Annotated in this window: 13 protein-coding genes; 6 read left to right on the forward strand and 7 right to left on the reverse strand. The window is 42.4% G+C overall.

Features of this window, described 5'->3' with window-relative positions; genetic code table 11:
• Nucleotides 1–56: 56 nt before the first annotated feature.
• The 3 genes from ACOQON_RS12125 to ACOQON_RS12135 are packed head-to-tail and all read right to left on the reverse strand — an operon-like array spanning nucleotide 57 to nucleotide 2,477.
• Nucleotides 57–830, reverse strand: a complete 774-nt coding sequence (locus tag ACOQON_RS12125; protein ID WP_420575682.1) for a TIGR02757 family protein — start codon at nucleotides 828–830, stop codon at nucleotides 57–59.
• Nucleotides 827–1,867: a LysM peptidoglycan-binding domain-containing protein gene (locus ACOQON_RS12130; RefSeq protein ID WP_420575683.1), complete on the reverse strand. Its 1,041-nt coding sequence runs from the start codon at nucleotides 1,865–1,867 to the stop codon at nucleotides 827–829. Before ACOQON_RS12130 ends, ACOQON_RS12125 begins: the two co-directional genes overlap by 4 nt.
• Nucleotides 1,842–2,477, reverse strand: a complete 636-nt coding sequence (locus ACOQON_RS12135) for a DUF4905 domain-containing protein (RefSeq protein ID WP_420575684.1) — start codon at nucleotides 2,475–2,477, stop codon at nucleotides 1,842–1,844. The genes ACOQON_RS12130 and ACOQON_RS12135 overlap by 26 nt, the downstream gene beginning before the upstream one ends.
• A 100-nt stretch (nucleotides 2,478–2,577) precedes the next feature.
• On the opposite strand from ACOQON_RS12135, the gene ACOQON_RS12140 reads away from it, so the two are divergent.
• The 3 genes from ACOQON_RS12140 (at nucleotide 2,578) to ACOQON_RS12150 (ending at nucleotide 5,056) form a co-directional block, all read left to right on the forward strand.
• Complete coding sequence (locus ACOQON_RS12140; RefSeq protein ID WP_420575685.1) at nucleotides 2,578–3,918, forward strand: NfeD family protein; 1,341 nt, start codon at nucleotides 2,578–2,580, stop codon at nucleotides 3,916–3,918.
• Between the two features lie 15 nt (nucleotides 3,919–3,933).
• A complete protein-coding gene (locus tag ACOQON_RS12145) occupies nucleotides 3,934–4,110 on the forward strand; it encodes a hypothetical protein (RefSeq protein WP_349563233.1) in 177 nt (58 codons plus the stop codon).
• A 100-nt stretch (nucleotides 4,111–4,210) separates the two neighbouring features.
• Nucleotides 4,211–5,056, forward strand: a complete 846-nt coding sequence (locus tag ACOQON_RS12150) for a DUF3667 domain-containing protein (protein ID WP_420575686.1) — start codon at nucleotides 4,211–4,213, stop codon at nucleotides 5,054–5,056.
• Here ACOQON_RS12150 and hemL read toward each other — a convergent pair.
• Genes hemL through guaA form a run of 3 tightly spaced genes read right to left on the reverse strand, consistent with a single transcriptional unit; the run spans nucleotide 5,036 to nucleotide 9,704 of the window.
• Nucleotides 5,036–6,328: a glutamate-1-semialdehyde 2,1-aminomutase gene (gene hemL / locus ACOQON_RS12155; protein WP_420575687.1), complete on the reverse strand. Its 1,293-nt coding sequence runs from the start codon at nucleotides 6,326–6,328 to the stop codon at nucleotides 5,036–5,038. The two genes, ACOQON_RS12150 and hemL, sit on opposite strands and share 21 nt — an antisense overlap.
• Nucleotides 6,309–8,153 (reverse strand): hypothetical protein, encoded by a 1,845-nt coding sequence (locus tag ACOQON_RS12160; protein ID WP_420575688.1) that lies wholly within the window; start codon nucleotides 8,151–8,153, stop codon nucleotides 6,309–6,311. The genes hemL and ACOQON_RS12160 overlap by 20 nt, the downstream gene beginning before the upstream one ends.
• A 27-nt stretch (nucleotides 8,154–8,180) precedes the next feature.
• Entirely contained in the window at nucleotides 8,181–9,704 is a 1,524-nt protein-coding gene (guaA, locus tag ACOQON_RS12165; RefSeq protein ID WP_420575689.1) for a glutamine-hydrolyzing GMP synthase, read from the reverse strand.
• Between the two features lie 132 nt (nucleotides 9,705–9,836).
• Between guaA and pafA the strand changes: the two genes are divergently transcribed.
• A complete protein-coding gene (gene pafA / locus ACOQON_RS12170; RefSeq protein ID WP_420575690.1) occupies nucleotides 9,837–11,447 on the forward strand; it encodes an alkaline phosphatase PafA in 1,611 nt (536 codons plus the stop codon).
• A gap of 34 nt (nucleotides 11,448–11,481) precedes the next feature.
• Nucleotides 11,482–12,132 carry a DUF4159 domain-containing protein gene (locus ACOQON_RS12175; RefSeq protein ID WP_420575691.1) on the forward strand — a complete coding sequence of 217 codons (651 nt, stop codon included), beginning with the start codon at nucleotides 11,482–11,484 and terminating at the stop codon, nucleotides 12,130–12,132.
• Nucleotides 12,133–12,199: 67 nt separating this feature from the next.
• On the opposite strand, the gene ACOQON_RS12180 is transcribed toward ACOQON_RS12175, so the two are convergent.
• Nucleotides 12,200–13,033 carry a hypothetical protein gene (locus ACOQON_RS12180; protein WP_420575692.1) on the reverse strand — a complete coding sequence of 278 codons (834 nt, stop codon included), beginning with the start codon at nucleotides 13,031–13,033 and terminating at the stop codon, nucleotides 12,200–12,202.
• Nucleotides 13,034–13,238: 205 nt separating this feature from the next.
• On the opposite strand from ACOQON_RS12180, the gene ACOQON_RS12185 reads away from it, so the two are divergent.
• Entirely contained in the window at nucleotides 13,239–14,189 is a 951-nt protein-coding gene (locus ACOQON_RS12185; protein ID WP_420575693.1) for a hypothetical protein, read from the forward strand.
• Nucleotide 14,190: the final 1 nt, after the last annotated feature.

The raw sequence follows: 14,190 nt of genomic DNA on the forward strand, positions 1-14,190 counted from the left end.
GATCATCTCTGAGCATCTATAGAGCATGTTTGAACATCAAAGGTCTACTCCGAAGGTCAGCCAAACTTCTCCTCCACTCCCAGACCAAACAAAGCAAAATCATATTTGACCGGATCGGACGGATCGAGCTTCTTCAGATTTTCAGTCAACTCCACGGCTGTTTGCCAGTCGGTTTGCTTGCGGGTGATCAATCCCAGTTTTCGGGCTACCCTGTCTACATGCAGGTCGCACGGACAGATCAGTTGGTTCGGTTTGATCGTATTCCAGATTCCAAAATCCACTCCTTTGTCATCCTTCCTCACCATCCACCGAAGAAACATATTGATACGCTTGCAGGCTGATTTGCGGGCCGGATTAGGGATGTGTTTGTAGGTTCGGATTGGATGATCAGGTAGTGAAAAGAACAGTTCAAAAAAATGTGTCAGCCTCGCCTCCATAGGGGCGTCTTCTCCCAGATTTCCTGTGAATGCTTCTTCCAATGACGCATGTCGTTCGTAAAACCAACGAAAGAAATGAAGAAAATACAAAGCATCGATGCTGTTGAACGTTCGGTGCTTGAAATTTAAGAAGGGTTTCAGATCCTCTTCTGAGTGATAACGCACAAACTCATGCGGGGCATCCCCCATCAATGCTAAAAACTCCCGGCTTTTGTTGATGATCGTTTTACGCTGACCCCAGGCAAACACAGCCGCCAGAAATCCGGCGATTTCTATGTCCTGCTTCTTCGTGTATTCATGTGGAATACTAACCGGATCATTTGGGATGAATCCCGGCTGATTGTATGCTTCAACCTTGTCGTCCAGAAAAGATTTTAGTTCCTGTCGGTTCACTGTTTGTTGTAAGAGACCTCCACACGCGATTTTGAATCGAGGATACCCAATTGGTCATATGCGGGCTGAGAAAGACGCAAGAGCAGGTTTTTATTGAGCCCGGTATTAGGCAACTTACCCACCACTTTTACATGGACTACCTGATTGTTCATCAGGTTTCTCACCTCCAGATTGGTCCCGATAGGTAATGTGCGGTGCAAGGCCAGAAATCGGGTGGTGTTCATCGATTGGATGACGGAAGCCACTCCTTCTTCATAGATCCGCTCAAAACCCTTCTCATCTATTTGAGTACGGGTCGGCTTCTTAGGTTCTATTCGTTTTGTATCGACTGCTTCTTCTTTTTCTTTGAAGAAAAGTTGTTGACCGATCTTCAGGTAGTCTGTTTCCAACCCATTCCATATTTTCAGGCTATCGATGCTGACTCCCACTTTTTTAGCAATCGTGGAAAGTGTTTCTCCGGTTTGCACCAAGTACTTTTCAAAATCAGCAAACGGATCTGATTCCTCTACCTCTGCGCTATCTTCTGTTATTTCAACCACTTTCGGCTGTTCTATATAGGTATCTTTCTCTGTTGGCTTCTCCGTTGCTTTAGGAATCTCAGCATCACGAGAGAGTTTGAGGGGCATCCCGGGAGAAATATTATTATCAGGTAGATTATTCCACCTTCTCAGTTCCTTTAGTTTCACATCATGCTGACGCGAAATGCTGTACAGCGTCTCACCCATTTGTACAATATGAATATCATCACTTGCAGGCATATCCTTTACCACTACTGCTTGCACAGGCTTCTCTTCTTCCACCAGCACGTAGATAATTTGCCCGATTTCGATGCGGTTATCTACAATCTGATTGTGTTTGATGATTCCTATCACAGACCCTCCGTATCGCTTGGCAATGGAGTAGATGGTCTCCTCTTCTTCTACCTCATGGACAATAAAAAGTCCTTCGGCACGTCGCTCTGCCCGAATGCTATCGAGGGGTGTAGCTAATGCCACTTCCAACATCAATAGACTAACCAGTGTAAACACAAACCTCATTTCTATCTTTTATGAATATTAATTGGTGTTCAAATACAAAAAATGCGCCAGGAGAAAAACCCTTCATCTGCTCATCCTGCTTCACCTTCCATTCCTTCTCTCCCTGGTTGATCAAAAGTAAATATCGATCAAACCCATTACCTGAACGAAGATAGTAGCTGATTATGATTTTGTCTCTCCATTCTAAATACTCGCAAGAGAGTGGTAGCTCCAACGATAAAAAATCGGATACCGTTTTAAAAAAATCGGATCCATGTTCATAAACATCCGGGTGAGTAGCTGCCGAATCAAAAGAAGGTAGCATATCCACATTAGATTTCCTTTTACTTTTAAAGTCGAAACAAAAAAATGATCGCTGTGTAGGGTCATTCTTATTCAGGTACTTCACAAAATACAGTTCCTCTCCCCATGCACCCACAAGTCGATCCCACCATTCCAAATCCGCCTTTACCGACTTGATCTTGAGTTTTTCAAGATCAAGTCGAGCAATGGTAATGGATTGCTTTTCCTCTTTCCTCACTTCCAGATACATGCACTTTTGCTCTTCACTCAGGGCAGCACCCCACACCTGGCCATCAACGGATATTTGTTTGATTGATTTAGGAAGCATCTTCAAAAAAGGACTTAGCCAGTCCGTTAAATTAGGATAACTTTAAGCGTAGATTATCAGTTTCAAAGTTGACCCTTTGTTCTGATTTTAGCATCTGATTATGAGAAAACTATTTGCACTATTTGCCGTCCTATTTTCTGTTATTTCCTTTGGACAGGAGAAAGGAAGACCACTCGTTCTGCATCTGACTATTGATGATGTCATTGACCCACGTACAAACCGCTACTCAGAGCTCGGTTTGGAAAAGGCTGTGGAGATCGACGCAGACTATGTGATTTTGGAGTTGGACACTTATGGAGGGGCACTCAATGATGCAGATGACATTCGCACCCGAATTCTAAACTTTGACCGGCCCATCTATGCTTACATAAACAAAGATGCTGCATCAGCTGGTGCGTTAATTTCGATTGCCTGCGATAGTATTTACATGGCAAAAGGATCCAGCATCGGTGCAGCCACTGTGGTAACGCAAGATGGAGCTGCAGCCCCTGACAAATATCAATCTTATATGCGATCGATTATGCGATCCACTGCTGAGGCGAAAGGCAGAAACCCACGTATGGCAGAAGCGATGGTGGATGAGGACATTGACTTGGATAGCATCGCAACAGAAGGGAAAATCCTGACTTTATCGACTTCAGAAGCAATCAAGTATGGGTTCTGCGAGGCAGAAGCAAGTAGCATTGACGAAATCATGAAACGATCAGGCGTTGAGGACTATGAGCTTCAGGAATTTAAATTGGGTGCCACTGAAAAGATTATTTCAATCTTTCTCAATCCATTTGTTAGTGGCATACTCATTCTGATCATCATCGGCGGCATCTATTTTGAGTTGCAGACTCCAGGCGTAGGATTCCCTATTATCGCTTCTCTGATAGCCGTCATTCTTTATTTCGTACCGAACTACCTAAACGGGTTGGCTGCCAATTGGGAGATCATCATGTTTGTAATAGGCATTATTCTCATTGCGGTAGAAGTTTTTGTGATCCCCGGATTCGGTGTAGCCGGTATTCTGGGACTCATCTGCACGATCGGCTCACTCATCCTTGTGATGCTAAACAATGATATGCTGGATTTTTCATTCGTGGGTGCAGAGCAAATTTTCATTTCTGTAGCAACAGTTCTGGCAGGGATGCTCGGCTCCATTGTCATCATGTTTTTTGGAGGAGCACGACTGCTCAATAGCAATGTATTCAAGCGTATTGCACTCCAGGAGGTACAGGAAGGCTCACAGGGCTATACGTCTACTTTTTACAAGGAAAAATCGCTTGTGGGCAAGCAAGGCAAAACCTATACCCGACTGAGACCCAGCGGCAGAATTGAAATAGACGGAGAAATCTATGATGCATTCACACGTGGGAATTTCATTGATGAGGGAGTGGATGTCGTGGTTGTCTCCGATGAAGGGACGAGTTTAAAGGTCAAAGAGATTGACAATTAGTAAAAAAATTGACCAATGAAGCTATTCCCAACACTCATCTGGACATTTACGATCCTCGCGTTTGTATTTCTTTTCTTCTCACTGCGAACGGAAACCAACCAATTAATCTATAGTTTAGTCGCGCTGGGAATGTGGGGGGTGGCATTTTTGCTCAACAAGTTTAAACCAGGTGAAAAAGAGAAGGAAACATAAAGCTTGCCTCAATTGCGGCGAGCTACTTCAACAAAAACATAATTATTGCCCTAACTGCGGGCAGGAGAACACCGATCATCAGGTCAGCATTGGCTTGCTCATGCGTGAGTTCACTTCCAACTTTTTTTCACTGGACTCTCGTTTTGCACACACGTTTAAGCCTTTCCTTTTTGATCCAGGAAAAATAACCAACGCATTCATTGCCGGAAGAAGGGTGTACTATGCGAACCCGATACGGTGGTACCTGGTCATCAGCATCCTTCATTTTTTCTTGCTTTCAAAAGTTTTTCAACCTACCGTACATGACAAAAAACAACGGGGATTTAGTAACACTGATCCAATAACCCAAACAGAGTATGACAGTCTGCAAAACCTGCCTGATTCTGTTCATCTGAATAAATGGCCACAATCCGGATCAAAATTCAAAATGGCAGATTACCTGATTCAAGAAACTGATTTTACTGCTGACGAAATCATGGATTCTTTAGAAATGAATACTGGTAAGTGGACCACAGACTTCATCACTAAAAAGATTGTGCGGACAAAGCAGGAAACCAATGCTTCTATCACTAACTACCTGATGAGGCAGATACCAATCATCGTATTCTTTATTTTACCAATTTATGCCTTTTTGCTTAAGCTATTCTTTTGGAGAAAGGGGCTTTACATCAAACACCTGATCCATTCCATTCACATCCATTCGTTCTTCTTTTTCCTCCTTTCCATCGTCTGGATATTTGAACTCATTTTTGAAGGTTTCGAAGACTTTGGAATAAATATTAGCTTACTCATCATGACCGTTTACATCCTGATAAGTATTAAAAAGGTTTATGGAGTAAGAATACGCTGGGGAATTGTCCGGCTGTTTTTTCTTGGTATTCTTTATACATTCCTGATCGGGATTGCCTTGGCGGTCGGAGTGCTACTATCCCTGGCTTTCATCTAAAAAGTTCTCAAACGTCTTGATAATCTTTTTCACCTCGTCTTCTCCAATACTGTTCGAGATAAACCAGGTTTCAAACTGAGATGGTGGCAGATAAACACCATTATTGAGGTTATACCTGAAGTATTTACCAAACAACTCCGTATCACATGATTTTGCAGTTTCAAAATCAATCACTTTTTGATCGGTGAAAAACAAGCTGATCATGCTACCGATCTGATTCATGGTGTAGTTCAGCTTATGTTTTTTCAATGCCTTCTGATAACCCTCCATGATTTTCCTGGTAGTCTTTTCAATATTTTCATAGACCTCCGGATGATCATTCAAATAGCTGAGCTGAGCATATCCAGCCGCCATCGCCACGGGGTTCCCTGAAAGTGTTCCGGCCTGATAAACAGGACCTTGAGGAGATACAAAGTCCATAATATCCTTCCTGCCACCATATGCACCTACCGGCATCCCTGCTCCAATGATTTTTCCCAAAGTGGTCAGGTCCGGTTTTACCCCATATACTTCCTGTGCTCCCCCTTTTGAGAGCCTAAATCCGGTCATCACCTCATCAAAAATCAGAATAATTCCTTCCTTGTCACAAAGAGATCTAAGTCCTTCCAGAAAGCCCGGTTCGGGCATCACACATCCCATATTTCCAGCCACAGGCTCAATGATGATGGCTGCAATTTGATCTTTATTGGCGGATGTTAATTCTTTTACTTTTTCCAGATCGTTGAAAGGAGCCGTCAGTGTATCCTTAGCAGTACCTTCCGTCACTCCCGGACTATTGGGTGTCCCCATCGTTGCGGCACCACTGCCGGCTGCAATCAGGAAGGAATCACCGTGACCATGGTAGCAGCCCTCAAACTTCACAACTTTATCTCGTTTGGTAAAGCCCCTGGCTAGTCGAATCGCAGACATGGTGGCCTCCGTACCTGAGTTGACCATTCGTACTTTTTCTATAGACGGTACCATCTCAGTGATCAGCTCTGCCAGCTCCACCTCCATGCGGCTGGGTGCTCCAAATGACGGTGACCCAATAACTGCTTTAAATATGGCTTCCTCAATCTCTTTGTTTGCATGACCGAGAATCATTGGTCCCCAGCTATTGATCAGGTCGATGTAGGAGTTACCATCCTCATCGCACATATAAGCCCCCTCTGCTTTAGCAAAAAAAATGGGGTCACCCCCCACTGCTTTAAAAGCCCTGACCGGTGAGTTTACTCCACCCGGTATAAAGTCCTGCGCCCGCTCAAAAAGTTCTTTACTTGTCGTTATATTCATTTGATCCTTCAACTTCCTGTTTTACGTTTTGGTTTCGTAATCGCAAATCTCTCAAAGTGGTAATAGGCACTACCTGATTGTCTTTGTATGGGCCATATTGAATGCCTTCCATGATATAGCCAGGATAATATTCACCATCGATTAAACCTCTCTGAAAGTACTTGCCATGTTTGTGCATCAAGTTCCCCAGGTGCTTCAATAGCTCATAACCGTAAAGATGATATTCACTTGGCTCCATTCCAATTCTGTCAATAAACACATTCTTCAGATCTTCAAAACTCTCAGCTTCCTCATCATAATATGAGGGACTCAAAAAATCTACCTGTAATCGCTCCAGCTGAGAATATGAGACCAGAGAAAAATCCAGCCATTCTTCATAGCCAATAATCCCGATAGTATCACTTCTTACTTCTACCATACTAATGAAATTATTAGCCAGCACATTACTGGATGTTGCTGCAAAGATGTGTCCTATGCTATCCGGCTGAACCGTGAACTTTACTTCGTATGACTCAATTACATCATTACCTTCTTCATCACGAATGATGCGACCTGTTTTTTCATTTCTCAGACTTCTAGTGCGAACAATCCGCCCCGGGAGTAATGCGATCGAATCGATTTCTTCTTGCGAGTACATGGTATCGAGCCTCACCTCATACTGCTCAGTAAAGTCCTTTTGGATTTGCTGAGCATCCTCATTGGTCAATCGCGCAAATTGAACAACGAAAAAGCTGTCCATCTCAATTCTTTCCCTATACGAATTGGCTACTATGCTGTCACGGTCGGTTTCATAAAAAATGAAAAGCTTTTTATTATCAGTGAATTTCTTAGCGGCGTATTTTGCTGCCTCCCTTCCTTGCGTACTGTATGCCGATTTAAATAGGTAACAGTATGGATTGTCCCCCACAATTGCTTCGTTAGATGAAACCGGATTAACCATTGTCACCTTGTTTTCTTTGGAGAATTGACTAATAAACTCGGTTGGGCCGGAGTATAATGGGCCAATAATTACATCTGCGTTATCCAGTTTTCCTGACTTTATTAGATCGTAAGTCACAGATCCCTTTTTCTGCGTGTCAAATGGAAATAGATTGAGTTTTATACCTTCCTTTTTTAATTCTTCCTGTGCCAATTCCATTCCCTGATAGAGATCGAAAATGATAGAGTTTCGAATGACCGTTTGGGGGGTTCCCATTGATTCAAACATGAAGGGAAGTGCCACTGCTATGGCATATTCATCTTTCTTTACCAAAGGCAGGCTCTCCTCCTCGACCATTGCTATGTCAAATTTCTCTGCCAGTTCTCTGAGCATAAACTGGTCACGTTCATCGTATGGTTGTGCCTTAATTGCTTCAGCATAATATTCACCAACATATCGATTATTTGGATTTAGAGCATAGGCAGAGTCCAGGCTTTCGGGGGACATTTTACCTAGAAACGAATCAATCAAATGAGTTTTCCACTTTTCAGGGAGAATTTCCGCCTTCTTAAAAGCCTGCCACATATTGCCTTGATCAAACGCGGCATAAGCGAGCCAAAAATCGACTTCCTGTTGTTTATCCCAATCAGGATATTTGACCTGAATTTGTTTCCACATGTCCTCGGCAACCTTCGGTTTACCGGTCTTTAATGCGGATAAAGCGTAATAAAATGAGGCATACTCCCCAAAGACGGCATCATCTGTAAGTGACTGGAAAGCCTGCATTGCCACGGGATAGTTGCCTAATGAAAACTGTCTTTTGGCTTCAAGGTATTCCCCTTGCTTAGATTGAGAAGATCCGAGCAGAAAAGCCGAAATGAGTAAGCTGAATATGGTTATCCTCACTGGTTGTTTTTATTTCAAAGCTAATGATTATTCCCACTCAATTGTCGCAGGTGGTTTAGAGCTGACGTCATAAACCACTCGATTTACCCCTTTTACCTGATTGATGATCTTATTTGAAATTCTTCCAAGGAACTCATAGGGCAAATGCACCCAGTCAGCGGTCATGCCATCCAGACTGGTTACCGCTCTAAGCGCCACCACACTTTCATAAGTACGTTCATCACCCATCACTCCAACAGATTGCACCGGAAGCAACATTGCTCCTGCTTGCCACACCTCGTCATAAAGACCTTCGTCTTTCAGGCCATTGATGAAAATAGCATCCACTTCCTGCAGGATGCGCACTTTCTCTGCGGTAATATCTCCAAGTATTCTTATTCCAAGGCCCGGTCCCGGAAACGGATGACGACCCAGGATAAAGTCAGGGATTTCTAAACTTCTCCCCACATTTCGCACTTCGTCTTTGAAGAGGGTATTGAGCGGCTCAACGACCTTCAAATTCATTTTAGCAGGCAGACCACCTACATTATGGTGAGATTTGATAGTCACAGATGGTCCATTTACAGAAACAGATTCGATCACATCAGGATAAATAGTCCCCTGCCCAAGCCATTTCACATCTTTGATGCTTTTCGCCTCCTCGTCAAATACTTCAATGAATACTCGTCCTATGATTTTGCGTTTCTTCTCCGGGTCAGTTTCGTTTTTAAGTTCATTATAAAATCTGGATTTGGCATCCACGCCTTTCACATTCAATCCAAGACCTTCATACGACTTTAAAACATCATCAAATTCATTTTTTCTTAGGAGCCCATTATCTACGAAAATGCAATAAAGATTTTTGCCTATCGCCTGATGAATTAGCATGGCAGCAACGGAAGAATCTACTCCTCCGGAGAGTCCAAGAACTACTTTATCGTCACCTAACTGCTTTTTAAGTGAGGCAACCGTCTCTTCAACAAATATATCTGGTGTCCAGTCTTGTGAAGCTTCACAAATATGAACGACGAAATTTCTCAAAACCACCTTACCTTGTGTACTGTGAGTGACTTCCGGGTGAAATTGGATGCCATAGACTGGCTTGTCCTTAATTTTATAAGCGGCGACCGGTATGGATTCCGTCGCAGAAATCAGCTGAAAATTGTCTGGCAAATCAGTAATTGTATCTCCGTGGGACATCCAGACCTGCGTGCCTCTTTCCACCTCTTTCAATAAGTCAAAATGTGAGTCAACGGTCTTCAGGTTGGCCCTTCCATATTCCCGATGATCCGACTTAGCCACTTTTCCACCGTTTTTCTGAACCAGAAGCTGTGCACCGTAGCAAATACCTAAAACAGGTAAATCACCCAGGTCATCCATATTCATATCAGGAGAACCCTGATCCAATACTGAGCACGGTCCGCCAGAAAGGATCACTCCTTTCACATCCGGTGTGATCTCAAACTTGCTAAATGGATGGATTTCACAATAGACATTGAGTTCACGCACTCTTCGTGCAATAAGCTGTGTGTATTGGGAACCAAAATCGAGAATCAGGATTTTATCTTGCATGGCCGCAAAATTACAGGCTTAAGGTCATTCGAGCAGACTCTCTCTTTATCGAAATTTCACATAATTGATCTAACAATTTAACTCTGGAATAATTTTGGTTTAATACCTTCACGATTTGTTAGAATTTCAGCTATGAGAAAAGTACTGGTCACGCTTTTAGTAATTCTTGTTAATTCGGCTTTATCCCAGGAGAAACCAAAGTTGGTGGTTGGGATTGTAGTGGATCAAATGCGATATGACTACATCTCCCGTTTTTACAATGACTTTGAAGATGGCGGATTCAAACGATTAATAGATGAGGGATTCCTATTCAGGAATGCACATTACGACTATATGCCAACCAAGACCGGACCCGGTCATGCGTCAATTTTTACCGGAACAACTCCTGCAAGACATGGAATCATCGGCAATGACTGGTATGCTACCTCGATAGATAAAAAAATTAACTGTGTATATGACAGTACTACTTCGGTGGTGGGAGGAGTGTCGAATGGAGAAGTTTCTCCCAGAAATGTAAAGGCTACTACCATTACAGATGAGTTGCGATTGTTTTACAATTTCAATTCAAAAGTGATTGGAATCTCACTGAAGGATCGGGGAGCGTCAATTCCGGCCGGACACAATCCTACCGGCGCCTATTGGTATGATCTTCAAAGTGGAAAGATGATAACCAGCACCTATTACCGAAATGATTTACCTAACTGGATAAAAGAATACAATGCCCAAAATCGTCCGAAAGAATTTCTATCAGGTAATTGGGAATTGTTTAAGGACAAGTCTATTTACAATGAGAGTATTTCGGATGAGAACCCGTTTGAAGAGGAGCTCAGAAAAGGTATGGGAGTGTCTTTCCCACACAAGCTTTCAAAATTCAAAAATGACCCCTCTCTCTTGAAATATACTCCTTTTACAAACACCATGATCAAAGAAGTGTCACTCAAAGCAGTTGTGGCTGAGGAGCTTGGCATGGATTCAATCCCAGATTTCCTAACCATGAGTTTTTCAGCTACAGATGATATAGGCCATAGATTTGGCCCAAGATCTATGGAAGTGCAGGATACATATCTGAGATTAGATCGAGAAATTAGTGAAGTTTTATCCTTTCTGGATGAAAAGGTTGGAAAGGATTCATACATGGTATTTCTAACAGCCGATCATGGTGCGACCGATGTGCCATCTTACATGTATAAAAACAAAATGCCAGGAGGATATCATAACAATGGATATATCAAATCGATGCTTGATGAGCGACTCACAAAGATATTTGGTGAAGGAGAATGGATCACCTATCTAATCAATGAACAGGTGTACCTCAATAAGGAGTTAATTGCTGAAAAGCAGCTTGATCTAACCGAGGTTAAAAAAGAAGTTATTCGTGCTCTAATGTCAGAAGATTTTGTTGTTGATGCTTTTGACGCTGATGTGGTGGCTATGCGAATGTTTACAGATCCTATGTTGGTGCTTTTGCAAAACGGTTATGATAATAAGCGATCCGGTGACGTACTTTATATATTAAAGCCAAGTACCCTGAATGACGCGTGGGGAAGACAAGGAACCGATCACAGAACCCCATATACTTATGACACACACATCCCGATTATCTTTTACGGGTCAGGGATCAAAAAAGGAAGTAGCGTAAGACAAGTAGCCATAACTGATATTGCACCAACGCTCTCCATGCTATTAAATATTTCACTTCCTAGCTCCGCAACCGGTGAACCTTTAAAGGAATTGTTCGAATAAAACCATTTGAACAAAGAAAGAGTATAATTGACTTATGAGAAATCTCTGGATTGCTTTTTCTATCATTTCAACCTGTGCCTTTGCACAGCCGGTCAAAATCGCTAAGCTGAAGTATGATGGCGGTGGTGACTGGTATGCCAACAAAACAGCACTTCCTAATCTCATCGAGTTTTGCAATGATCAGATCAATACCAACCTCGCGTTATCAGAAGATGTAGTAGAGGTAGGAAGCCCTGATTTGTTTCTATACCCATATGTCTACATGACCGGTCATGGAAATGTGGTTTTCAATGATGCCCAGGTTGAAAACCTGAGGAGCTACCTCACCTCAGGGGGATTCCTGCACATCGATGACAACTATGGGCTGGATCAGTTTGTGCAGATTGAAATGCAAAAGGTTTTTCCGGAACTTGAATTTATTGAAATACCTTTCGAGCACCCGATTTATCATCAAAAATTTGATTTTGATAATGGCTTACCAAAAATCCATCAACATGATGGAGAACCGCCAAAAGGATATGGGCTTATATATGAAGGTCGCCTGGTTTGTTTTTACTCCTATGAATCAGATCTGGGAAATGGCTGGGAAGATCAATCAGTATACAATGATCCGCAGGAAGTCAGGCTGGAGGCCCTGAAGATGGGGGCGAATATTATCTCCTACGCTTTCACCTCAGCTTTATAGTAAGAAAGCCCCAGTCATCCGAAGAATTCTGGGGCCATTACCTACCTGAAAACGATCAACCTTAGACTTAATTAAATCTACTTCGTGGACGCAGAGTAATTTCGAAGGGTTCTCCTCCATTAATGGTGACAGTTGCCAGATAATCGCATTCTCCATTTCCATAATCAAGTATTGCTACATTCTCTCCCGAGGTAAACTGCTTCACCCCTGACACAGGTACAAATACACCTCTGGCCCAGCAAGCTCTTTTGTATACCAATCGCTCAATGATTTCCATCGAATAGGTGATTCCATCTCTTCGAGACCCACTTGCATTGCCTTCCACCTCGGCTTCATCGTCAAGTGGATTGTTGGCTCTCAACCATGTACGGGTTATTGCTGCTTGTCGCGTTACAGTGGTCTCATCTTCAAAAGTCAGTTTACCTCCTGTAAGCGTAATACTGAAGGTTGGATCATCATCCAAGCTTTCAGAGATATTCTCTACTCTTCTCGTTCCCTCTACAAGAACACCATCTACACTAAATCCATCGAAAGTAGCTTCTCGAAAGGCACCCGGCACAAGTCGGTGGTCATTGTATGAAATGATGATTTTACCTGCTCTGATACGCCCACCAGGACCTTCGCATCCCTCACCAAAGTCAATAGTGATCATCTTGTTTTCATCGTCTTTTGTGATGTCAGCACATTCCAAAAGATCATCCTCTTCAATTCTACCACTGATCTCCAGTGTCTCCATACCCGCCTCAACAATCATATCCACGTCTTCATAGCTAGATTCGAGTGCTTCCTCCGAATCAATATCCATTTCTTCAATGATATCCTGAGAGCCTACCTCATCATTACTACAGGATGAAAGAAGAGTAACCCCTGCAATGGCGGTAATAAATAATAGCTTTTTCATAATTCTCATATTTCGTTTTGTTTGAATCGATTTTGTGCTTTGACAATCTGAAACATCATTGGTTTAATCACCTATTAAAAATCCCTCTAATACGGTCTCAAAACGTGTACAATTGGTAGACAACAGGATTAAATGATCGCGTAAATAGGCTGTTAGGATTGTAAATCATTAATATTGTAGATGGCATAAAACCCACCAAAAATCTATGCGATTCCTAATCACAATAATTTTACTTTTTGTGGGATTTCAATTCACCTATGCGCAAGGCTGTAGTGATGCTGGCTTTTGTACAATGGGAGCGATGAAGCCCGATCAGAACTACAGCAAGCGTATTGCTATCAAATTGAGATCTGTAGAACTGAATTATTACAAAGGGACAAGTCTGTTAACCCCGGTAATTCACGCAATGACGGTGGATTTTACATTAGGAATCAATGATTACAGCTCATTCCAAATTAAACTCCCTTATCAATGGATCAAAGGAAATCTGGGAGATAATGCAGGACTAGGAGATATTTCACTGAGTTATACAAGGTTGTTGAAAGCCACTGATGACTGGAACATCAATGGAACACTTGGTGCCAAAATACCAACTAATGATGCTAATGCAACGGTAAATAATGAAAATACCGGTGGCATGGATTCCCCCATTCATATGTATTATCAAACAAGCCTTGGCTCCTATGATGCAATAGCTGGTATCTCGGCGATCAGCAACAATTGGTTATTTGCTACAGGAATACAGATAGCCCTGACAGAAAACAATAATCAGTTTGCATGGAGCGGCTTCCCAAACTATCCTGATCAGGAGTATTTAGAAAAATACAATCGAGGGCCGGAACTGAAGAGAGGCATTGATGTAATGTTGAGGGTAGAACGTAACTGGCGCTTTACAAACTTCAATTTTTCACTAGGTGCACTACCAATTTGGCGAATAACAAAAGATGAATCCATTATCCCCGGAACAAATGAACGAGCAAAGCTTGACGGAACAACAGGTATGGCTCTTTCCGTTCTTGCCAGTTTTGGGTATCATTTTGATGTAAATAACAGTATTAAGATCATCCAGGGAATCAAAATAACCGATCGTGATTTTAATCCGGATGGATTAACCCGAAATGATGTATTGAGTATCAGCTACGTATACAAATTCTAGA

This window comes from Ekhidna sp. (assembly GCF_965221965.1).
GTDB lineage: Bacteria > Bacteroidota > Bacteroidia > Cytophagales > Cyclobacteriaceae > Ekhidna.